General features: G+C 38.9%; 19 protein-coding genes and 1 riboswitch. Of the genes, 10 read left to right on the top strand and 9 right to left on the bottom strand.

What is annotated here, in order from left to right; all coding sequences use genetic code 11:
- Positions 1 to 17: 17 nt before the first annotated feature.
- The 4 genes from AC3B5S_RS04240 to AC3B5S_RS04225 all read right to left on the bottom strand — a co-directional run bounded on the left by AC3B5S_RS04240 (position 18) and on the right by AC3B5S_RS04225 (position 5,520).
- Positions 18 to 2,366 carry an ABC transporter ATP-binding protein/permease gene (locus tag AC3B5S_RS04240; RefSeq protein ID WP_489756931.1) on the bottom strand — a complete coding sequence of 783 codons (2,349 nt, stop codon included), beginning with the start codon at positions 2,364 to 2,366 and terminating at the stop codon, positions 18 to 20.
- A 196-nt stretch (positions 2,367 to 2,562) separates the two neighbouring features.
- A complete protein-coding gene (locus AC3B5S_RS04235; RefSeq protein WP_489756932.1) occupies positions 2,563 to 3,426 on the bottom strand; it encodes an NAD(P)-dependent oxidoreductase in 864 nt (287 codons plus the stop codon).
- Positions 3,427 to 3,449: 23 nt separating this feature from the next.
- On the bottom strand, positions 3,450 to 4,634 hold the full coding sequence (locus AC3B5S_RS04230; protein WP_489769333.1) for an MFS transporter: 1,185 nt from the start codon (positions 4,632 to 4,634) through the stop codon (positions 3,450 to 3,452).
- Positions 4,635 to 4,821: 187 nt separating this feature from the next.
- Positions 4,822 to 5,520: a Bax inhibitor-1/YccA family protein gene (locus AC3B5S_RS04225; protein WP_489756934.1), complete on the bottom strand. Its 699-nt coding sequence runs from the start codon at positions 5,518 to 5,520 to the stop codon at positions 4,822 to 4,824.
- 161 nt (positions 5,521 to 5,681) lie between these two features.
- Here AC3B5S_RS04225 and AC3B5S_RS04220 point away from each other — a divergent pair, with 161 nt between their 5' ends.
- Complete coding sequence (locus AC3B5S_RS04220; protein WP_489769332.1) at positions 5,682 to 6,218, top strand: biotin transporter BioY; 537 nt, start codon at positions 5,682 to 5,684, stop codon at positions 6,216 to 6,218.
- Positions 6,219 to 6,347: 129 nt separating this feature from the next.
- Here the strand turns inward: AC3B5S_RS04220 and AC3B5S_RS04215 are convergent, their stop codons facing one another.
- Positions 6,348 to 7,790 carry an amino acid permease gene (locus AC3B5S_RS04215; RefSeq protein WP_489790116.1) on the bottom strand — a complete coding sequence of 481 codons (1,443 nt, stop codon included), beginning with the start codon at positions 7,788 to 7,790 and terminating at the stop codon, positions 6,348 to 6,350.
- A gap of 82 nt (positions 7,791 to 7,872) precedes the next feature.
- A riboswitch (Lysine riboswitch) is annotated at positions 7,873 to 8,054 on the bottom strand.
- 280 nt (positions 8,055 to 8,334) lie between these two features.
- Between AC3B5S_RS04215 and AC3B5S_RS04210 the strand changes: the two genes are divergently transcribed.
- Both AC3B5S_RS04210 and AC3B5S_RS04205 read left to right on the top strand, forming a co-directional pair.
- Positions 8,335 to 8,928: an ECF transporter S component gene (locus AC3B5S_RS04210; RefSeq protein WP_489756937.1), complete on the top strand. Its 594-nt coding sequence runs from the start codon at positions 8,335 to 8,337 to the stop codon at positions 8,926 to 8,928.
- A 123-nt stretch (positions 8,929 to 9,051) separates the two neighbouring features.
- Complete coding sequence (locus AC3B5S_RS04205) at positions 9,052 to 11,022, top strand: cation:proton antiporter (RefSeq protein ID WP_489769331.1); 1,971 nt, start codon at positions 9,052 to 9,054, stop codon at positions 11,020 to 11,022.
- A gap of 115 nt (positions 11,023 to 11,137) precedes the next feature.
- Here the strand turns inward: AC3B5S_RS04205 and AC3B5S_RS04200 are convergent, their stop codons facing one another.
- Positions 11,138 to 11,791 carry an NAD(P)H-binding protein gene (locus AC3B5S_RS04200; RefSeq protein WP_489790115.1) on the bottom strand — a complete coding sequence of 218 codons (654 nt, stop codon included), beginning with the start codon at positions 11,789 to 11,791 and terminating at the stop codon, positions 11,138 to 11,140.
- A 137-nt stretch (positions 11,792 to 11,928) separates the two neighbouring features.
- Here AC3B5S_RS04200 and AC3B5S_RS04195 point away from each other — a divergent pair, with 137 nt between their 5' ends.
- Positions 11,929 to 12,309 carry a VOC family protein gene (locus tag AC3B5S_RS04195; RefSeq protein ID WP_489769329.1) on the top strand — a complete coding sequence of 127 codons (381 nt, stop codon included), beginning with the start codon at positions 11,929 to 11,931 and terminating at the stop codon, positions 12,307 to 12,309.
- A gap of 52 nt (positions 12,310 to 12,361) precedes the next feature.
- Here the strand turns inward: AC3B5S_RS04195 and AC3B5S_RS04190 are convergent, their stop codons facing one another.
- Both AC3B5S_RS04190 and AC3B5S_RS04185 read right to left on the bottom strand, forming a co-directional pair.
- Positions 12,362 to 14,125, bottom strand: a complete 1,764-nt coding sequence (locus AC3B5S_RS04190; protein ID WP_489769328.1) for a thiamine pyrophosphate-dependent enzyme — start codon at positions 14,123 to 14,125, stop codon at positions 12,362 to 12,364.
- Between the two features lie 100 nt (positions 14,126 to 14,225).
- Positions 14,226 to 14,903 (bottom strand): type 1 glutamine amidotransferase, encoded by a 678-nt coding sequence (locus tag AC3B5S_RS04185; protein ID WP_489769327.1) that lies wholly within the window; start codon positions 14,901 to 14,903, stop codon positions 14,226 to 14,228.
- Positions 14,904 to 14,987: 84 nt separating this feature from the next.
- On the opposite strand from AC3B5S_RS04185, the gene AC3B5S_RS04180 reads away from it, so the two are divergent.
- Together AC3B5S_RS04180 and AC3B5S_RS04175 are read left to right on the top strand one after the other, a co-directional pair.
- Complete coding sequence (locus AC3B5S_RS04180) at positions 14,988 to 16,310, top strand: C1 family peptidase (protein WP_489790114.1); 1,323 nt, start codon at positions 14,988 to 14,990, stop codon at positions 16,308 to 16,310.
- A 117-nt stretch (positions 16,311 to 16,427) separates the two neighbouring features.
- On the top strand, positions 16,428 to 17,402 hold the full coding sequence (locus tag AC3B5S_RS04175; RefSeq protein WP_489790113.1) for a S66 family peptidase: 975 nt from the start codon (positions 16,428 to 16,430) through the stop codon (positions 17,400 to 17,402).
- Here AC3B5S_RS04175 and AC3B5S_RS04170 read toward each other — a convergent pair.
- Complete coding sequence (locus AC3B5S_RS04170; protein ID WP_489790112.1) at positions 17,384 to 17,899, bottom strand: GNAT family N-acetyltransferase; 516 nt, start codon at positions 17,897 to 17,899, stop codon at positions 17,384 to 17,386. The two genes, AC3B5S_RS04175 and AC3B5S_RS04170, sit on opposite strands and share 19 nt — an antisense overlap.
- Before the next feature lie 186 nt (positions 17,900 to 18,085).
- Between AC3B5S_RS04170 and rsmG the strand changes: the two genes are divergently transcribed.
- The 4 genes from rsmG to AC3B5S_RS04150 are packed head-to-tail and all read left to right on the top strand — an operon-like array spanning position 18,086 to position 21,267.
- Entirely contained in the window at positions 18,086 to 18,802 is a 717-nt protein-coding gene (gene rsmG / locus AC3B5S_RS04165; RefSeq protein WP_489790111.1) for a 16S rRNA (guanine(527)-N(7))-methyltransferase RsmG, read from the top strand.
- A 30-nt stretch (positions 18,803 to 18,832) separates the two neighbouring features.
- A complete protein-coding gene (noc, locus tag AC3B5S_RS04160; RefSeq protein WP_489790110.1) occupies positions 18,833 to 19,663 on the top strand; it encodes a nucleoid occlusion protein in 831 nt (276 codons plus the stop codon).
- Positions 19,656 to 20,423, top strand: coding sequence for a ParA family protein (locus AC3B5S_RS04155; protein ID WP_489756948.1), 768 nt, complete (start codon positions 19,656 to 19,658; stop codon positions 20,421 to 20,423). Before noc ends, AC3B5S_RS04155 begins: the two co-directional genes overlap by 8 nt.
- Complete coding sequence (locus tag AC3B5S_RS04150) at positions 20,413 to 21,267, top strand: ParB/RepB/Spo0J family partition protein (protein WP_489756949.1); 855 nt, start codon at positions 20,413 to 20,415, stop codon at positions 21,265 to 21,267. The genes AC3B5S_RS04155 and AC3B5S_RS04150 overlap by 11 nt, the downstream gene beginning before the upstream one ends.
- Positions 21,268 to 21,275 lie beyond the last annotated feature (8 nt).

Raw genomic sequence — 21,275 nt, 5'->3', positions numbered from 1 at the left:
CATACAATTAACAACTATTATTCTGATCTTAAGGCCGTGGCCGCATCTTTTTTGGAAGCCATGCGGGCCGGAATATGACCACCTAAGACAGTTAAGATGGTGCTGACAATAATTAAGACAATCGCATGGAGCGGATTTAATTTAGCAACGTGACTTAAACCGGTCATATTTTCTAAAATAACGTTGGCAGGGAAAGTTAAGAGCCAAGCAATGATAACACCTAAAATTCCGGAACCAATGCCTAAAATAGTAGTTTCAGCATCAAAAACGCGCGTAATATCTTTCTTACGAGCTCCTAAAGCTCTTAAAACTCCAATTTCTTTGGTTCGTTCAATAACGGAAGTATAAGTGATGATGGCAATCATAATCATGGAAGTAACTAAGGAAATGGCCGCAAATCCGATTAACACGTAAGTGATAGCGTCCATTAAACCACCGGTAATGCTGGTGATGTTGCCCGCTAAGTCTACATACATAACTTGATTAGCTTTACTCTTATGCTTATTATATTTGTCTAAATAAGCGGTGATTTTGTTTTTCTCTTTAAAGTTATTGGGATAAATTTGAATCGAATTAGGCGTATCGGTAGCTCCCAGAGCAGTCAGAGTTAAAGCACCTTCCATACCTTTTAATGGCGTACCGGTGATCACATTATTCTTACTCTGCTTTTGAGCTAGCGCAATGTGCGAATTCTTATTGATGTTAATGACTTCTTTAGTCAAACGGTCAGAATAGGCAATCCCACTCGATAATAAACCGTCAGAATTTTTAGAAGTAGTTCGTAAAATACCGACAATCTTCAAGTTAATAGTGTCATGAGCCGTGGCCATTTGGCTGTAATCTTTACTAGGGACAAAGTTGCCAGTTGGTAATTGCTGGTAAAAATTGTTATTCGCAATGACTTGAATGTTAGTATTCAATAATTGTTGTGGTTGAATGTGCTGTTGATCTTTGAATGAAAAACCAAGATTTTTCAACGCATCTAAGTTCAGATTATTTTTCTTATCAGTAATCAGAACAATTTCGTGATTATTGGTAGGGTATTTACCAGCTAAAACGCGATAATTTTTCTTGAGGAAACTTTGTTGATTATTGCGATCAACGGGGTAAACACTGCCACCAATACCTAAGTTAGAAGTAACCATGCTTTGCGCATTGCTAGATTCGGAACTGCTGATATTAGTTGTGGCAAAAGATACCGGCCGGTATTGGCCGTGCACTTTGCGAATTAAATTTAAGCCGGTCGTATAGGTATAAGCAATATTTTTACTATCAGACTTTTTGATCTTGCGAATATAATTTAAATATTTGGGCGTGATTTTATTCAAATGTTGGGCAGAAGTTAACTGATTAGCTTGTGCTTTCAGCTGTTTGCCTGAAGCAAACTTTTGACTACCAGTGCTACCAGAACTGTCGCTTTTTTGCATTTGCTTTTGATCCGCTGTAACTTGAGAAATGGTAATTGGAAATTGCGATAAAGTTTCCGATTGGGTGGCGTCGATTTGTTTTTGAAAACCATTCGATAAAGCTAACACGACACCAATACTAATAATACCGATACTGGACGCCAAAATAGTAAGGAAAGTGCGGCCTTTTTTAGTTTTGATATTGGTAAATGATAGTTTTAACGCCGTCCAAAAACTCATCTTAGTACGTACGGGATTAAAGTGTGGTTGTTCATCCGGTTCTTGATAAGGATTAGAATCGTTTTGAATTTGACCATCGGAAAATTCAATAATGCGATCAGAATATTGGTGTGCCAAATCGGGATTATGCGTCACCATAATGACTAATCGTTCTTTGGATAAGTCTTGAATTAACTGCATAATTTCGTTACTGGTCTTAGTATCTAAGGCCCCCGTTGGTTCATCAGCTAATAAAATCTGGGGATCATTCGCCAGGGCCCGCGCAATGGCAACACGTTGTAATTGTCCACCAGATAATTGACTGGGCTTTTTAGATAGATGTTCTTTTAAGCCGACACGTTCCAATGCTTGTTGGGCTTTTTGTTTCTTTTCAGCGTTCGAAACGCCACTCAAAGTCATTCCTAAACTGACGTTATCTAAAATACTTAAATGACTGATGATGTTGTAATTCTGAAAAATAAAACCGACGGTATTATTACGATAAGCATCCCAATCATCTTCTTTAAAAGTTTTGGTTGACTTACCGTCAATAATTAAGTCACCAGAATCGTAATGATCAAGGCCACCGATAATGTTTAGCATCGTGGTTTTACCGGAACCGGAAGGTCCGAGGATTGAAACAAATTCTTTAGAACGAAAGGCAACAGAGACATCATCTAATGCTTTGGTGGTCGTATCGCCGACTGTGAAGTACTTTTTAATATGTTGCAGTTTCAGCATGGTTCTCTCCTAATTTAAAAGATTCATTAATTATGAGCTCATTTTAACGCTTTTTGAAAATGAAAACTATCATGTTTTTAATTAAAAAGAAATAATCAAAAAAACTTTCAATTCACCAGCAAGTAAATTACTCGTGAATTGAAAGTTAATCTAGATTTTTAGTTGAAAGTAATTATTCAGTTATTGTATGAAGTGTTTAATCCCACCAAAGCTTGATTAAGCCTTGAGTGCCTAAATCACCATCGTGCTTTTGGTCAACTAGTTGTTCGTATAGTTCTTTGGCTTGTTTAGTGGCAGGCAAATTCAAGTGCATTTCGTCAGCAGTGTCTAACGCAATCCGCAAATCTTTTAAGAAATGTTTACTGAAAAAGCCTGGAGTATAATCGCCTTTTAATACCCGAGGACCATAGTTTTCTAGACTCCAATTAGCTGCACTACCACCACTGACTGTTTTGAGCACGTCTTGTAAATCCAAGCCCGCGGCTTTAGCGTAAACAAACATTTCAGTCATACCAGTCATGGTACCGGCAATCATAATTTGGTTAGCCATCTTGGTATTTTGCCCGGCTCCTGCCGGACCAAACAGGTTAACTTGACCGCTAAAATCAGGGAATAAAGCCTTAATTTGGTCATAGACTTCGCGGCGGCCACCAACCATCACGGTTAAAGTCCCGTTCTTGGCACCAATATCGCCACCAGAAACGGGGGCGTCTAAAACTTTGGCGCCCAATTTTTCGCCGCTGGCTGCCAGTTTTTGTGCTAACTGCGGTTTTGAAGTTGTTAAATCAATTAAGAATTTATCATGGACATCAGCACTAAAAATGCCGTTATCGCCGTAATAAACCTGCTCAACATCTTGAGGAAAACCGACCATAGTCAAAATAACGTCGCTTTGTTCAACGACTTTTTGGGGATTATCTTCCCAAGTAGCGCCCTGTTGTACGAGATTGTCAGTTTTAGATTTTGTACGATTGTACACCCAAAGTTGATGTCCCGCTTTTAAAAGATTCACAGCAACTGCATTTCCCATTACGCCTGTACCGATCAAACCAATTTTCATTTCTATGACCTCCAAACGAAAAACTACGAATTAGTAACTTGTGTGGTGCGTTTCTGCAAGTTAGTACCAACTAGTACTATGATAATTATAACGCTTAGAGCGATCATGGATTCAAAAGTTCCAATTAAATGATTAGGATTGAATAGTGGTGCCGTGTATTTGAAGAACCAGACAGAAAACGAAAAGCCTAAACTAGTTAAAGCAGAGAACGAACCCATGACAATGGGATAAACTTTAGCTGTGGCTAAATTAGATAACAAAAAAGGCACAGTAATCAAAGTAACTGAAGCACAAGTTCCAATTAGAAAAGCGCCTAATGCACTACTCCAAAACGCATGGGAGAAAATAAATAATGCTGCCCCAATGGCTGCAGAACCAAAGCCGGCTGCCAATAAATAATTACCAAAAACCTTGCGGTAAAGACTAATAAATAACCCCGCCACAATAGAAGCTGCGCGGACAAACAAGAGGGCTTGACCGGAAGTGCTAGGACCACCAATGTGATAAGTGTGTAGGTAAATGGCCATTTTATTGGACATTACAGCGGCTAAGACTTCCACAAACGTAGAAATGACTACTAAACCAATAATTAAGCCCCAATGATTTTTCGCAGCATAAGTTTCATTAACAGCTTGATCTTCACTAGGCTTAACGTTCGGAATAAAGATTAAAGCTAAAATCAATGCGATAACCGTGATGAAGTAAATGTAATAGTTATGAACCCAGCTAATGTTGGCTAAATAGCCGCCAATCACGATCCAGACCATAGCAAAACCATCTTCTAACGCGACATTGAAGCCAAATTGAGTTGACCGTCGTTCACCTTGGTAATTGGCTGCAGATAAACTAGGCAAAACAGTTGTAATCGCGCCACTACCTAAGCCGACAATCAAAGCAAAAAAGATTAGTTGGTTGACACTTTGGTGAATGAAGATAGGTAGTAAGCCACCAGCGGCTAATAAAGCTAGGCCAATAGCGGCTGCATATTTGTAAGTGATTTTGGTTAAAATAAAACCAAAAATAAAAGAGGCCAGCATGGATGCTACATCACCGATAGACGCAATGGATTCAACTTGAGTCGCATCAGCGTTGGGAAAAGCTTGTTGAATTTTGACGATGGACGGGGCCATGATGGAATCCAAGCGCGTCACCGTGGTGAGAGCAATAATACCGACTAAAGTAGAAATTTGTACTTTACGAGTATTCAAAAAATGTTCCTCCTGAAAATAATTTGTTGCTGTTCAATTATGATCTAGTTAAATCTCAAAGCTGTTGGAGCTGGGTAGTTAAGTATTAAGTAGGTACTGGGCGAGATTTTGGATTGAATTTTCACCGCAACATAAAAAAAGCTACTCTCTTTTAATGAGAGTAGCCAGAAATTTGCTCATGAAGTTCTTAATTATTGTCATTACCAAAAATAGCTAACAGATTCATTAGTAAATTGATAAAATCTAAGACTAAATTCACGGAAGCGACTAAAGCTAAGGCGCCTAAGTTTTGGCCTTGACTATTGGCATAAATCCGTTTGAGGTCTTGGGAATCAAAGGCAATATAGCCCATGAAAATAACAATCGTTAAGATATTAATGACTAAAGCAATCATTGGACTCTTAAAAAGAAAGACATCTAATAAGGAAACCACTAAGATAGCAACTAAGCCAATTAATAAAGTCCGACTCCAAGACGATAAATCGGTTTTGGTGAAATAACCATAACCGGCCATTACGAAAAAGACAACGGAAGTCAAAATTAAAGCTTGGGCAATACTTTTAGCGGAATAACTAAAAAATAATGGTACTCCTAAAAATGAAAAAACAAATAAAAAGGCGAGGTAACAGACAAACGTCATTAAATAAGAACTTTGCGCAAAACGTTGACACATGGTTAATAAAATCATGGACAAACCCACAATGATAATGGTTGATAATAACCAATGTTGTGCGCCCCACATGATGATGGGCATGGTGAAAGCTTGATTTTTAGCAAGAGCAAAAGCTGCCATTAACCAAAAAACAATGCCTAAACCAGTATATAGATAAACTAAGGAAGTAAAACGGCTTAAACCAGTTGCTTGGGATTCTTCATAAGTTTGCATAAATAACCTCCATTATTAATTGATTAAAACATACTGGATACTTAAGATAAAGTCAAATGCTTATGACGCCAGGTGATTGGTAGATGTTAATTTAATCTGGTAGCTGGTAAACTAAACGCAGATTGAATTAAATAAATTGTAATTGTTGAAGGAGAGAAATCGTGAAGTATTCGTTAAAAGCTTTAGTTTCCACAGCGCTGATGACGACAATTATTATCGTTTTGGGATTATTTCCGGGAATTCCGTTGGGTTTTATCCCGGTGACTATTGTATTGCAAAATTTAGGCGTGATGCTAGCAGGGGAATTGTTAGGCCCTAAAGCAGGCACAGCGGCCGTAGGATTATTCTTATTATTAGTGGCGCTAGGTTTTCCTTTTTTATCAGGCGGACGTGGTGGAATAATTAGTTTCATTGGCCCAACGGGGGGTTACTTAGTGGCTTGGTTTTTTGTGCCATTACTGGTCGGCAGTACTTTAAAGCGCACGTTCTTTTCTGCTAAATGGTGGACGGAATTTTTGGTGGTCTGGTTGCTGGGCGTTGTTGGCGTTAATTTAGTTGGCGCTAGCTGGTTAGCAATTCAAAGTCATTTAGCCTGGAGTAAAGCAGTAGTTTCGAGTTTGGCGTTTATTCCGGGAGATACACTCAAAGCGATCGTAGCAGTTTTTTGTGCCCGTAGATTACGGCCATTGTTGCATTAACGGAAAAATCTAGTAATTAATTTGTTAACAAAAAGAGACTGGTCTTTAGCAACGAGTTACTGATCGAATTGTCAAGAATGTCATCAGTAAGCTGCTATGGCCAGTCTATTAAATTATTATTAGTAATAATTATTTTTCACTTGAAACGTCAATCTCCTCTAGCGGGATAATCTTAGTGTGGTGTTTCCATTTGTAACCAAAATATAAGATTAGAACTAATGGAATGCCAATATAAGTAATTCCAATTTGCTGCCAATCCCAATGTACAAAGGCATCAATATTTTGTCCACCGATGACTAGGATACACAAAATTAAAGCAATAATTGGTCCTAAAGGAAATAACTTAGCGTGGTATTTGAGTTCACTTAAATCATGACCTTGTAGCACAAAGGCTCTCCGGAAACGATAATGACTTAAGGCAATGCCAACCCAAGCGATGAAGCCGGTTAAGCCAGAAGCGGCCACTAACCACATATAAATCTTTTGCCCAAAGATGCTGGTTGCGAAAGTTAATAAAGAAATTAACATAGTAGCGCTTAAAGCCAGTAAAGGAATACCATGTTTGGTTGTTTTACCAAACGCTTTAGGAGCGTAATTTTCGTGTGCTAAGGCATATAACATTCTTGTCGAAGCATAAGCACCAGAATTAGCTGAGGAAAGTACGGCTGTTAAAACAATGGCATTCATTAAGCTGGCGGCAAAAGCTAGTCCAGCACGTTTAAAGACTAGGGTAAATGGCGAAACAGCAATATTACCATTAGCCGCACTCAATAAATTCTTGCTGGTGTAAGGAATTAAAGCAGCAATCACAAAGATAGATAAAATGTAAAATAATAAAATCCGCCAAAAGACTTCTTTAATGGCCTTCGGTACTGCATGTTCTGGATCTTCTGATTCCCCCGCGGTTACACCAACTAATTCAGTTCCTTGGAAGGAAAAGCCGGCAATTAAGAAGACATTTAAGATGGCTGGAAAGCCGCCAACAAAGGGGGCCTTTTTATAAGTAAAGTTCTTTAAACCAGCAGCCGGACGATACATAATTCCTAAAATCATGGCAAAGCCAATGATTAAGAAGACGATAACTGTCACCACTTTAATTAAAGATAGCCAATATTCGGTTTCACCGAAGGTAGAAACGGTTAAGGCATTAATTAAAAAGATCACGACTAAAATGAGTAAACTCCAGATCCAACCGGGAGTATGGGGCAGCCAGTATTGAATCAATAAGGCAGCTGTTGAGATATCAATCGCAACAGTAATGGCCCAGTTGAACCAGTAATTCCACCCCATCGCAAAGCCTAGTGCGGGGTCAACATATTTAGCATTATAGGTAGCAAAAGAACCCGAAACGGGCAAATGAGTGGCTAACTCACCTAAACTAGTCATTAAAAAGTAAACCATGATCCCCATGGCCAGATAGGCGATTAAGCCGCCCCCCGGGCCAGCTTTAGAAATTGTCGAACCTGAGGTCATGAATAAACCAGTTCCAATACAACCGCCTAAAGCGATCATGGAAACATGGCGGTTTTTAAGATTACGCTGTACGTGATCTTGTGAACCTTTTTCTGCCATAAAAAAATCCTCCTAAGTGAGAAGGACTCTAAAAACGATTAAAGCCTCTTTACGAAAATCGTAAAGAGGCTACTAGTATAAAATCGTAGATAGCGCCCCGCAATTGTTATTAATTGCGACAGTCTCAGACTTATTCAATCTGAACCCAACAGTGAATAAATGAAGTTAAACACCATTTCGGCTAAAAGTCCTTTCACGTTCAGGCTTAGATTCTTCATAATCGGCTGAACGTTACTCTTAAATTTAGCAACCTCTTCTTTGATTGTTTGCTTTATAATTTTAGCGCAAATTGTTGGAAAGTCAAGCCAACTTAAAGCAAGTAGTGGTAATTGGTGAAAAGTCAATTAATCCAAAATGGTTCGGTTAAAAAGAACTCATTTAAATAAGCTTTAACCGGCTAATTTAACAATTGGTATAGTTTTGGCAGCTGCTAAGCTTTAATTGCTCGCAAGTCTAGCTAGTTTTTTGAAAAATGGTATACTTATTATTGATTTTAATCTAGTAACCAAGAATTGATTTTGATGATTGGGGTAGGGAGAAAACATTGCGTAAAAGTAAAGCTTATAAAATTGCCATTCGGGCGATTTTGATTGCCATTATTTTGATTCAATCAATGACGCCATTTTTAGGTTATATTCCTTTAGGGGTACTTAATGTTACAATTATTCATATCACAGTTATTGTGGCAGCAATTGTGTTAGGCCCCAACGATGGAGCTTTGATTGGTTTTATTTGGGGATTAGGTTCATTAATACGTGCTTATGCAGCGCCGTCTAGTATTTTGGACACGATTGTGTTTACCAATCCGGTGATCTCGGTCTTGCCACGGATTTTAGTTGGCTACTTTGCTGGTTGGGTTTACCGCTGGTTATCTAATAAGCTGAAAAGTAAAACGCCAGCAATGGTGGTCGCTGCTGCTATTGGAGCATTAACCAATACATTATTAGTTTTAGGTTTAATGCGGATTCTTTATGCTTCAGCGATGGCGGCATCTTATAAAGTGCCGGTTAAAGGATTAAATTGGGCAATCATGGGAGTCGTTGGCAGTAATGGGGTGCCAGAATTATTGGCGGCGGTGATCATTGTACCGATTATTTCCTTAGCTATTTTTAAAGCTAATAAGTTTTTAGAGCGCTAATCCAGCAAGTATCGGGGTTATAAAGAACAATTAATGTATTGCTAATAAGATTATTGTTCCCATTTTCTTCAGTCAACCAATAATTAACTCACAGCTGCCTATTCAACAATAAGGGGGAAATTTGTGTCATTATTTTTTACATGCTTGTTGTTAATTAGTGCAACTATTGCAGCTAATATCATTTATTCACTTTATCCAAAAATTCCGTTAGCTTTTTATCAAATTGCCACGGGTTTTGCTTTGTCTTGGCTACCGGAATTTACACATTTTAATTTAAAACCTGGAATTTTCTTTTTGATTATTATTGCGCCACTCATGTTTAATGATGGTCAGAATACAGACTTTCATAGTTTAAAAAGTAATTTTCGTAATGTGTTGTCATTAGCGATTGTACTAGCCATTTTAACGATTGTTGTGGGCGGCTTTTTCATTCACTGGCTGTGGGATGCTTTACCATTAAGTTTGGCTTTAGCTTTAACAGCTATTGTGGCGCCTACCGATGCAGTGGCGGTTTCTTCCATCACTGCCGATATTGAAGTGCCAGAATCTTTAATGCAGAATTTAGAAAATGAATCGTTATTTAACGATGCCTCGGGCTTAGTGGCTTTAAATTTGGCGCTTGCAGCGTTTGTCACCGGAAAATTTAGTATTTGGCATAGCGTTGGGACTTTTTTGACGACTTTTGTCGGCGGAGTCATTGTGGGCATTCTGTTAGGATTAGTACTCGTTAGTATCCAAATTGTTTTTCAACGCCGTTTATTTGATGCGACTGCGATTACAGTTCCCTTTAATGTCTTGGCACCATTTATTGTTTATTTAGTGGCCGAAGAATTTCATCTGTCAGGTATTTTAGCCGCCGTTGCTGCGGGGGTAGTATTTGGTATTTATAAACGTCAGCTACGCTTGACCTCATCATCGAATCAAGTGGTTTTATCATCAACTTGGGATATTATATCTAATTTATTAAATGGGTTTGTCTTTGTCTTATTGGGAATTAGTTTGCCCCGCAATTTGCTGGCCATCGTCGATTATAATAATTTACATTTTTCCACATTGTTGTTATTGGCAAGTGGTTTGTATTTGTTGATGTTAGCCTTGCGGTTTTTATGGGTGTACTGGCGCTGGATCAAATTACCGGATACAGGTCAAAGCTTAGCAAAAACCAGTCTGATCATTGCTTTGAGTGGAATTCACGGCACAATTACTTTAGCAATGGCATTTTCGTTACCCATTATGCAACATGGTAAGTTGATTCCCTTTCGAACAGATCTGATTTTTGTGGCCGAAATTATTATCTTATTGAGTCTAGTTGTGCCTACTTTGTTGTTACCAAGACTCTTACCGGCCAAGGTCAGTCCATTTACGATTAACGAATTTACTGACCAACTAGTAAAATTGGTCAACTACGCGATTCAGGAGTTACGTGAAAATAATGACCAAAATCCACTAGCACTCAGCCATGTCATTACATTATTGAATAGCCAAAAATTAGATAATGCCCGAGCTAACCCTAAGCAAGTACGAAATTTATTAGAAAAAACCGAAAGTATTGAATTTACAGCAATCGATCACTTTGTGCAAAATAATGAAGATATCGATTCTAAGATTGTTTGGCAATACAATCGCCAACAGATATTGCAAATGCGCAAAATTATTACCAATCCATTAATTCAGTTGAAGATGTGGTGTAAGCTAGTGGTTTTGCGCTGGCGGATTCGGCGGTTAAGAAGAAAACGAGCAGTGCAGTTGTCTAAAAAAGACCGTAAAGCGTTGGCTTATAATAAGGAGCAGTTGCGTAAATTGGAGAATGTCGGTTATCAGGCTGTCAGTCAATATTTAAAGCAATTACGTGATCCAGAAAATATTGCCGAAGTTAATTTAGTGCAACATTATTATGCTTATCGGCATCAGCGCTTCAGTAACAATGAAACGGATGAAACCCAAGAACGTGATTTGATTATTATTGCTTTTCAATATGAATATGAATTTGTGCAACAAGAACTCCGCAAACATCAGTTAGCTCCAGAGCTAGTCACGGCTTTAAACGAGAAAATTTCCACAGACCAATTTGTCTATATGATGTCTGATAATTAAATAACAAGTTGACCGCTAATCGCGGCTAATTTTGAAGCACAATTAAAAAACGGTTCATCGCCAGTTAAACAAGTGATGGACCGTTTTTTTAATTAGTAAGTAGCAGATGCTTAATTTAATAAACCGGGCGGTTTGCACCTTGAGTGTCTGGATCAGCGATACCAATACTTTCGTAACTATATTGCTTTGGATCGGCAATTATTTTTAAAACCGCGTCCGCAATACTTTGACGTGAGCCTGAAACACCTAAATAAGGTTGCGCTTGAGTCGTAATTTGATACTTGATTGCGGGGCGGTCGTTTAACCAAGGTAAACGCAATGTTGTGTAATTTAAACCAGATTCTTTGAGGATTTGGTCGCTCTGTCTAGCAGATGGTAAACCGCGTCCAATATATTCAGCGTTCCAGCGGCCAAATTCACCGCCAACTTCGTGATATAATCCCAGCACATTGGCAAACAGTACCCGGTTAACCCCCTGCTGTTTCATAGCAGTAACTACGTTTTGGGTGATGCGATTTTTTGAATCGTGATCAACGACGGCTACAAAGACTAAATCTTGGTTTATCATGGCTTGGTTTACTGCCGCCTCATCTAGTAAATCGCCTTCGATTAAAGTTACCCGAGAATTATTTTGGTAGCGGGCTAGACGCCGTTTGTTTCTTAAAAATAAAGTCAAATGAATATTTTGAAATTGTTGTTCGGACAGAATTCGTTCTTCAACAATCCGCGCAATCTGCCCGTTGGCTGCCATAATTAAAATATTAGTCATTTGCTAAAACCTTCTTTATTACAAATTTTAGTGGCAGTGTACACCTTGGAGTCGACTCTAAGACAAGATTAATTCAGTCTGTTTTTTAGAAAAAGATTATAATCAAGTTGAAAAATATAATATTGGAGGATTGCAAAATGGCTTATTTTAAGGGTATTTCACATGTTGGTATCACTACGCAAGATTTTGACCAGAGTGTTGACTTGTATGAAAAATTAGGTTTTCAGTTAATTAATCAAGAAGACAATCAAGGCAGTAAAGTCGGTTTCTTGCAACTAAATGACTTGCTGATTGAATTATATGAAGCACCGATTAATCCTGTGAATGGTGCAATTAATCACCTGGCATTAGATACCGATGACATTCAAGCAGCCTATGATTATGTGCACCAATTGGGTTTTGAATTTATTGATGACCAGGTGATGCATTTACCATTTTGGGAACATGGAATTAGTTATTTTAATTTTTACGGTCCGAACCATGAAATTATTGAAGTTTGTCAGAGAAATCAAAAATAAACAAAAAATGCAGTTTACAAATGTTTTGTAAACTGCATTTTTAATAGAAATATTATTCAACTTCAGAAAATTGTTTGATCAAAGTCTGCAGTGAAGGCTGACTTGTTGCTGAGACATCGTAAAGTTTACGATAATGATCAATTGTAGGTTGATCAAATAGATCTTCATTGACGGGAACAAAACTGGTATCAATTGGATCAATATTTTGAATCTTTGCATCTAACACAATAGGTAAATGATTACCTTGCTTTTGTAATTCATCAATTTGTTGCATGGTTTGCTGTAATTCACTTAAGTTTTGCACAGTAAAACCGTGAGCACCCATGGCTGTGGCCACTTGTCCCCAATCAGCCCCTAATAAGTTGATACCATACATGGATTGTTGATTTTGAATTTTTTCATGTTCGATATAACCAAAGGAATTATTTTCCAAAACGACATTGATGACTGGTAATTGATATTTGACCTCGGTTAATAAATCAGGCATGACCATTGCAAAGCCACCGTCGCCAGAAATACTCCAAACTTGTTGGTTAGGGTAATTCAATTGGGCGGCTAAGCCTGCGGGTAAGCCAAAGCCCATGGTCCCATACCAGGGGGACATGGTAAATGATTGGTCTTGATTAAATGGTAATTGGCGAATAGACCATTCTGTATTATTACCAACATCTAAACCATAAACGGCATTGTTCGTACTGTGTTCTTTAATGGCTTGAATCACACCTTCAGCTCGCAAGCCGTCTTTGTCATCTTGGGCGCATTGCAGTAACCATTGATCCCAATTAGCTTTGTTTTGCTTAGCTGCTTTGACAAACGGAGTTTCAGGTCGTTGATAGCCACTAGCTAATAACGCTTTGAAAAATTCGGCACTATCAGCTAAAACGGTCACGCTGGCATCGTATTGTTTGCCCAAATCGGCTAAATTATTATTCACTTGAATAAATTTGACAGAATCGGGTAAAAAGCGCGCAAACGGATAATTGGAACCAACAAAGATAACTAAATCGCTCGCGTTAGTAACTTCAAAGCCAGGTTTGGTCCCTAATCGACCCCGTGAACCCATGAAGTTGGGATGGTCAGTTGGAATAACGCCAGTTGCAGGAACGGTGGTTAAGACGGGTAAGTTTAATTGTTCCACGACTTGTACTGCCAGTTCTCTTGTTCCCTTGGTGCCTTGACCTAGCCACAAAACGGGCCGTTGCGCTTCTTTTAAAGCTGTAATAACCTGTTGGATCTCCGTTGCAGTTGGCTTTAATAAATTAGCCGGTTTGTGGGCAATGGCAGCTGTTTGGAAACCTTGAAAATCAATTTCTTGGCCTGATAAATCATCCGGTAAAATGACAACGGAAACTGATTTAGTAGCATAAGCATGACGAATAGCTTCGTCTACTAAGTAAGGAATCTGTTCAGCTGTAGTAGCTTGCTTATGAAATTCTGCTACGTCGGCAAAGATGGGATCTTCATTCATTTCTTGGAAAAAGTTCGTATTCATAATGCCAGTGGCTGATTGACCGACGAGTGCTAAAACGGGGACATGATCCATCTTGGCATCATATAAGCCATTCAACAGGTGGACACCACCGGGACCAGCAGAAGCAAAACTAACGCCAATTTTACCAGTCAACTTAGCATCAGCGGTGGCTGCTAAAGCACCAATCTCTTCATGACGGACTTGAATGTACTTGAGCTGTTCACGTTCTTGATATAAACCTTCTACGGCATTATTGATTGAGTCAGCCGGAATACCATATAAATGATCAATGTTCCATTTGACTAAGACTTGAGCCAAAGCACGACCTGCAGTCATCTTGGTCATAAAATCACTCCTTAATTTGCGATTATTTAATTTTTAACAAGAAAAATCATGTTTTATGGTTTCATATATAGATTATTATACGGTCTTGAGGCGGTGACTGTTAATTATTTAGCTCAGCTGGTGCATGATGCTGCTGATAATTAGTGATGATTAATTGTACTAAACCTTGGGCAACGTTAGTATTTTTGAGTAAGGGACCGTGGGCATAGCTACCAATTGTATTTTTATAAATCATGCCTTCGACACCATCATCTGGATTATTGCCGTAACCTTCAATCATTTTGCCAAACGGTTTTAACTGCTTGGAATCATCAAAGAAAGTTTGCCCACTGTGATTTTCAAATGCATGAACTTCACCAAATTTGGTGGTGAAATGCGTATCACCAATCATTCGTTTTTGAGGATTAAAAACGGTGTGAAAGGGGAGAATGTCCAAACATTGAATGGTTTGCCCGCCACTCGTTTGATAATAGGAGCCCAAGAATTGATAGCCGCCGCAAATTCCGAGCATGGGGCGATTGTCTTCAATATAGTCGGTAATGGTTTGTTTGTGGCGTAAAATATCGTGCGCGACCACCGATTGCTCAAAATCTTGCCCACCACCAAAGAACAAAAAATCGTAGTCTAAGGCATTGAAGTCATCATTTAAGCTAATATTGGTTACGGTGCAATCAAAATTTTGCTGCTTTAAAAAATAACGTAAAATTTTGACATCGCCCGAATCACCGTAGGTGTTCATTAAATCTTCATATAAATAAGCAATTTTAACTGGTTGCATTCTTAGAATTTCCTCATTAAACTATTTACTATTAATCTCCAATAGTTTAAACTGTCTGATAAGAAAAGTCTAGGAGTGATCAACTTGCAAGCAATTGACCAACAACAATTACAGCGATTTCATCAAGATTTAAAACAACAACCAGCTGCGGCAATTAAAGGAGCTTTAGTGCAGAATAATGGGTTTAATAAAGCCACCCAAAATCAAGCACAGTTGCGGCAGTTAAACCCAGAATTTAATGTTGAAGTAGCCACTGGTAAAGTCTCGAATCAAAAAAAGTCTGGGCGCTGTTGGTTATTTTCAACGCTCACAACTTTGCGCACGAAGTTTGCGATGAAATATCAAATTAAAGATTTTGAATTATCTCAGAATTACCTGTCTTTTTATGACCGCTTGGAAAAAGCGAATGTTTTTTACCAACAAGTGATTGCAACCGCTGATCGGGAGTTAACGGATCGGTATGTGGCCCAATTATTAGCGGGACCGGATGAAGATGGTGGCCGTTGGAATTACGGATATAATTTGGTTCAAAAATACGGGGTGGTACCCAAATATGTGATGCCGGAAACTTATAATTCGGAACATACGCAGGAATTTTCCCAAGTTTTGAATACTAAATTGCGTAAAGACGCGGAAAAATTGCGCTCTTTAGTGCAACAACAAGCATCAGATGAACAAGTACAACAAAGTATCAAAGCCATGCTCAGTGAAGTTTACCGTATTTGTGTGCTATGTTTTGGCCAGCCACCAGTTAACTTTGATTTAGAATTAAAAACGGATACTGGTAAATTAATTCAAGCAACGAACATTACACCACAACAATTTGCACAAGAATATTGTGCTTATCCATTTAACGACTATGTTTCTTTACTCAATGCGCCACAAGCTAGCAAACCATACGGTCGGACGTATCATCTCAAAGACGATACGAATATGGTGGGCACTAAGCAACAAAAAGATTTAAATTTGCCAATCGAACGTTTAAAGCAAATTGCCATTCAGCAATTACAAGCGGGAGATACAGTGTGGTTTGGCAATGATGTTAGTGCGCAGTCTAATCGTCAGCAAGGACTATTAGCGGGTGATTTGTATCAGTATCAAGAATTATTGGCGATGGATTTAACGATGACAAAAGAACAACGCTTAGAAACTCGGCAAGCTCAAATGTCTCACGCCATGGTTTTGACTGGTGTTGATTTAGATGAACAAGGCCACGCACGCAAATGGAAAGTGGAAAATTCTTGGGGCGAACAAGTCGGTACGAAGGGCTATTTTGTCATGGATGATCAATGGTTTAGTGACTATGTATACGAAATTATTGTTCAAAAAGCATTCTTGACTCCTGTGGAACAACAACAGTGGCAACAAGATCCAATTTTGGTTCCTGCTTGGGATCCATTGGCTTAATCCAGAAAATTTTAACAGTTAAATATTAAGATAATAAGAGATTAGATAAGGCAAAGGCCAATTATTTCTAATCTCTTATTTAATATTCATGTTTAATCATAAAAGAAAGTGAAAAATATGAAAATAGGAATGTTTTCAGCCTCAACACCCATTAGTGCACGCGCACCTCAGCGCTACTTACGAGCGGTTAATTTCTTAAAACAACAAGGTGTTTCGGTAGTGGCAGGGGCATTAACCGGACAAAGTGAGTTTTATCGTTCGGGCTCAATTCGGCAGCGTGCACAGGAAATTAACGAATTAATCTATCGGGACGATATCCCTATTTTAATGGCCGCCATTGGTGGCAATAATACTAATTCAGTGTTACCCTATGTGGATTTTTCTTATTTGAATCGGCATCCCAAGACGATTATCGGTTATTCGGATACGACAGCCTTACTTTTAGCTGTGCAAGCACAGGCTCCCAATTGTCGGGTGATTTATGGTCCGGCAGTGGTGGCTTCCTTTGGTGAATGGCCACCGTATGTGGATTTGATGTGGCAAGATTTATTAGCTGTTTTACAGGCTAGTACAACGGTAACTTTACACCAACGTCCATATTGGAGTGAGGAAGCTATTAATTGGGAGAAGTGGCAACACCCTAAAAAGCGCCATGCTAATCACTGGCATTATACAGTAACTCCTTATTTAACAGGTCGCGTGATAGGCGGCAATTTAAATACCATGGCGGGGATTTTTGGTACGAAATATTTTCCACGGCTGCAAACAGGTGACATTTTATTACTGGAAGATGCACAAAAAGATGCGGCGACGGTGGAACGTAGTTTTGCGCATCTAAAAATAGCGGGAGTCTTTGACCGAATTGGCGGTATTATTTTGGGAAAGCACGCCTTGTTTGACGACCAACAAAGTCACCATCGCCCCATTGATATTTTACAAGAGGTCCTTAATAATCCTGACTTACCAATTATTTATGATTATGATAGTTGTCACACAGTGCCAATGTTGCCTACTGTTTTGGGAGCACAAATTCAGATTGATGCAGTTTCTAAAACAGTACAGTTTGATGTAACTCACAAATTTAATTCATAAACCCACCGCAAAGCATGTTGGTTATCTAGCAATTCAATCGTTCCCCGTTTTTGAAAACCAGTTTGTTCAATTAAATGTTGCATGCGTAGATTTTGCGGATGCGTATCAATGCGTAAATTTTGGTAACCCTGTTGATAAACTTGCGTGATTAAATTAGACATGAGATAACGGCCCAGCTGTTGGCCGCTAAACTGTGGATTAACGGTAAAGCGGTGAATAACAGCATAAGGCTCATGACTGTGATAGTTGTTATTGGCTAAAGTTTGATAATTAGGATCAGGGCCATTAATTAGCGCTGCAGTACCAACAACTTGTTGTTGTAAACATAACGACCAACTGGCGTGTTGAGTGATATCCTGCTGGATTTGACGAATATTAGGATGGCCATCTTGCCACTGGTTGATGTGATCTTTTGCGAGAAGTTGTTGCGCGGCGGTAATGAGGGTTTGAATTTGCTGTAAATCATTATTTTGGGTTAAACGTAAAAAAGGTAACATAAAAGTCCTGCTTTCTATAAAACTTTGATTCCAGACAGCTGCGGAAAAAGAGCTAATTCTTGGGGTTAATTTTACTATAATGTTTGTTAAAAAAACATGTATAATAGTAGACAGTTATTGCGTTTACTAGCTAATTAAGATAGGATAATTGTGAAACATAAGCTATGTTTCACGTGAGGAGTTTACATGAGTCCGCAAGAATTTCAACAAGCCTTAAGTAAGGAAGGGGTTAATTTGTCATCCCAACAATTGACCCAATTTCAGCTATACCTAGATTTATTAATTCAGACCAATAAAGTGGTTAATTTAACGAGTATTACCGATCCCGCTGAAATTTATGTTAAGCATTTTTATGATTCGGCAGTAGCTCTCTTGGTGCAACCACAGTTACAACAAGCTGTGAGTTTAGCCGATATTGGTTCTGGCGCTGGTTTTCCAGGCTTAGTTTTAAAAATTATTAATCCTCAGTTGCAGTTAACAATTGTCGATTCGTTGAAAAAACGGATTAATTTTTTGGAGCAAGTCGTGCAAACTCTCCGGTTAGATAATGTCCAGTTGATTCATGCGCGTGCAGAAGAATTTGGCCGCCAAAAAGATTATCGGGAACACTTTGATTTTGTGACGGCGCGCGCGGTGGCTAAGTTACCCGCATTATTAGAATTGTGTTTGCCAGTGGTGAAGTTAGAGGGGACTTTTATTGCTTTAAAGTCTCAACAAGCACAAAATGAACTTGATCAAGCACAAAATGCTTTACAGGTTTTAGGTGGTCAAGTTACTAAATTACAACAATGGCAATTGCCGGAGCAAGCGGGGTTACGCGAATTAATTTTAATCAAAAAAATCCATAAGACACCAGCTAAATATCCCCGCAAGCCCGGAACGCCCACGAAACAACCGTTATAAGAGTTTTTGTCATAGTAGGAGGAGTACGGAGTGTCATTTTGGGAACACTTTAAAGAGAAAAATGGCCCTACCAAAACGGACCAAGTTCAAGAAATTCCGTTAGCACAAGTGATTGTTAATCGCTATCAGCCACGGCAAAAATTTGATAATGAGAAAATTTTAGAGTTAGCGCAGTCTATTGCTACTAATGGTTTATTGCAACCAATTATTGTGCGGTTAACAGCTGATCAAAAGTATGAGTTAATTGCTGGTGAACGGCGCTTTCGCGCTATTAGTCAGCTACAATGGTCCAAAATTCCGGCCATTGTACGCGATTATGATGACCAACAGTCGGCCTCATTAGCTTTAATTGAAAATTTGCAACGACAAGATCTCAATCCGATTGAGGAAGCAAAAGCTTATCAAAATTTGATGCAAATGAATCATTTGACGCAAAAGGATTTGGCGAAACATTTGGGTAAGAGTCAATCTTATATCGCTAATAAAATTCGCTTATTAAACTTAACCCCCACCGTGCAAACGGCTTTAGCCCAGGGGCAAATCTCTCAACGTCACGGCCGTGCCTTATTACAAGTACCGGTTGCGCATCAAAGTCAGTTATTAGCGCAGATTCAAGCTAAACACCTAACGGTGCAACAAACGGAGCGTTTAATTCAAAAAGAGCAACAACCAGCGCCTGCTAAGCAGCATAAAAAAATTCGGGCCTTAACTTCGAAAAGTTCACAATTAGCCATTAATACTGTGCGCGATTCAGTGAAATTGGCGCGAAAAAATGGAGCACAATTTGTTTACCAAGAAACAGAAACTGACCAAGAATACCAAATGATTATCACAATTAAAAAGGAGAACAAGCATGGTTAAAGTAATTTCACTCGCCAATCAAAAAGGTGGCGTTGGTAAAACAACGACGACCATTAACTTGGGTGCTTGTTTATCTGAACTAGGACAGCGAGTATTAGTCATTGATATTGACCCGCAAGGCAATGCCACTAGTGGTTTAGGTATTAAGAAAGTTGATGTGGCACAAGATATTTACGATGTCATTATTAATGAAATGCCCTTGAAAGATACAATTATGCATACACAGCGCAAAAACTTGGACATTGTGCCCGCTACTATTCAATTAGCGGGGGCCGAAATGGAACTAACTTCAATGATGGCCCGTGAAACCCGCCTCAAGGAGGCCGTTGGTTCGATTGCTACTGATTATGATTACGTATTGATTGATTGTCCACCTTCCTTGGGGCAATTATCCATCAATGCTTTTACTGCTAGCAATTCAATTATTATTCCAGTACAAAGCGAATACTATGCTTTGGAAGGATTGAGTCAATTGTTAAATACGATTCGCTTAGTGCAAAAACATTTTAATCCCGATTTAGCCATTGAAGGTGTGTTGTTAACAATGTTTGACGCGCGAACTAATCTTGGGACCCAAGTGGTAACGGAAGTACAAAGTTATTTTGGAGATCACGTTTATAAAACGATTATTCCACGGAATACTCGTTTAGCCGAAGCTCCTAGTTATGGTTTGCCGATTATTGATTTTGATCGTAAGTCACGGGGAGCGGAGGTCTATTTGCAATTAGCCAAGGAGGTTATGAACAACGATGCCCGATAAAAAGAGAAGCGGCTTAGGTCGCGGAATTGATGCCATCTTTTCAGATTTTGAAAATAATGAAATTAGTTCTGAAAATGTTGTTGAGATTTCCTTAGAAGCCATTCGTCCCAATCCGTATCAACCACGTAAAAGCTTTGATCAAGAAGCTTTAAATGAATTGGCGCAATCAATCAAAGAAAATGGCGTGTTTCAACCGATTGTGGTGCGTAAAAGTGTTAATGGTTACCAGATTGTAGTGGGGGAACGCCGTTTTCGCGCTAGTAAAATAGCTCAACGACAAACAATTCCCGCCATTGTTCGGCAATTAGACGAAAGCCAAATGATGGAAATTGGCGTTTTGGAAAATCTCCAGCGTGAAGATTTAAATCCGATTGAAGAGGCACAGGCTTATCAAACTTTAATTGAAAAATTGCATTTAACGCAGGAACAAGTGTCGGAACGTCTGGGCAAGAGTCGACCTTATATTGCAAATTATTTACGCCTACTCAGTTTGCCTAACCAAACGAAACAATACTTAATTAATGGTCAATTGACGATGGCGCAAGCTCGGACTTTATTGACTTTTAAAGATCCACAAAAAATTGATCAAGTAGCGAAGATGGCCGTCCAACAAAGCTTAACTGTGCGACAATTAGAAGCAATGGCTAATCAACCTGTGAAAACCAAAAAGAAAATAACCAAATCTCCCTTCATTCGGGCCACTGAAGAGCAGTTGGTTGATAAGTTTGGTACTAGTGTGAAGGTGACCGATGGCAAAAATGGTAAAGGTAAAATTCAAATTGATTTTTCTTCGACGAAAGATTTAAATCGAATTTTAGATTTATTAGACATTTCTGTTGATTAAGGGGGCCA

This window comes from Bombilactobacillus sp. ESL1094 (assembly GCF_058107425.1).
Note: the sequence above shows the minus strand (reverse complement) of the source record. Positions and strands in the feature narration are given on the sequence as shown.

Excerpts from the sequence above, each read along its gene's own strand:
- AC3B5S_RS04225 (WP_489756934.1), bottom strand. The coding sequence starts at position 5,520 with ATGCAAACTTATGAAGAATCCCAAGCAACTGGTTTAAGCCGTTTTACT.
- AC3B5S_RS04215 (WP_489790116.1), bottom strand. The coding sequence starts at position 7,790 with ATGGCAGAAAAAGGTTCACAAGATCACGTACAGCGTAATCTTAAAAAC.
- rsmG (WP_489790111.1), top strand. The coding sequence starts at position 18,086 with ATGAGTCCGCAAGAATTTCAACAAGCCTTAAGTAAGGAAGGGGTTAAT.
- AC3B5S_RS04195 (WP_489769329.1), top strand. The coding sequence starts at position 11,929 with ATGGCTTATTTTAAGGGTATTTCACATGTTGGTATCACTACGCAAGAT.
- AC3B5S_RS04185 (WP_489769327.1), bottom strand. The coding sequence starts at position 14,903 with ATGCAACCAGTTAAAATTGCTTATTTATATGAAGATTTAATGAACACC.
- AC3B5S_RS04190 (WP_489769328.1), bottom strand. The coding sequence starts at position 14,125 with ATGACCAAGATGACTGCAGGTCGTGCTTTGGCTCAAGTCTTAGTCAAA.
- AC3B5S_RS04150 (WP_489756949.1), top strand. The coding sequence starts at position 20,413 with ATGCCCGATAAAAAGAGAAGCGGCTTAGGTCGCGGAATTGATGCCATC.
- AC3B5S_RS04200 (WP_489790115.1), bottom strand. The coding sequence starts at position 11,791 with ATGACTAATATTTTAATTATGGCAGCCAACGGGCAGATTGCGCGGATT.
- AC3B5S_RS04235 (WP_489756932.1), bottom strand. The coding sequence starts at position 3,426 with ATGAAAATTGGTTTGATCGGTACAGGCGTAATGGGAAATGCAGTTGCT.
- AC3B5S_RS04155 (WP_489756948.1), top strand. The coding sequence starts at position 19,656 with ATGGTTAAAGTAATTTCACTCGCCAATCAAAAAGGTGGCGTTGGTAAA.
- AC3B5S_RS04175 (WP_489790113.1), top strand. The coding sequence starts at position 16,428 with ATGAAAATAGGAATGTTTTCAGCCTCAACACCCATTAGTGCACGCGCA.
- AC3B5S_RS04170 (WP_489790112.1), bottom strand. The coding sequence starts at position 17,899 with ATGTTACCTTTTTTACGTTTAACCCAAAATAATGATTTACAGCAAATT.
- AC3B5S_RS04240 (WP_489756931.1), bottom strand. The coding sequence starts at position 2,366 with ATGCTGAAACTGCAACATATTAAAAAGTACTTCACAGTCGGCGATACG.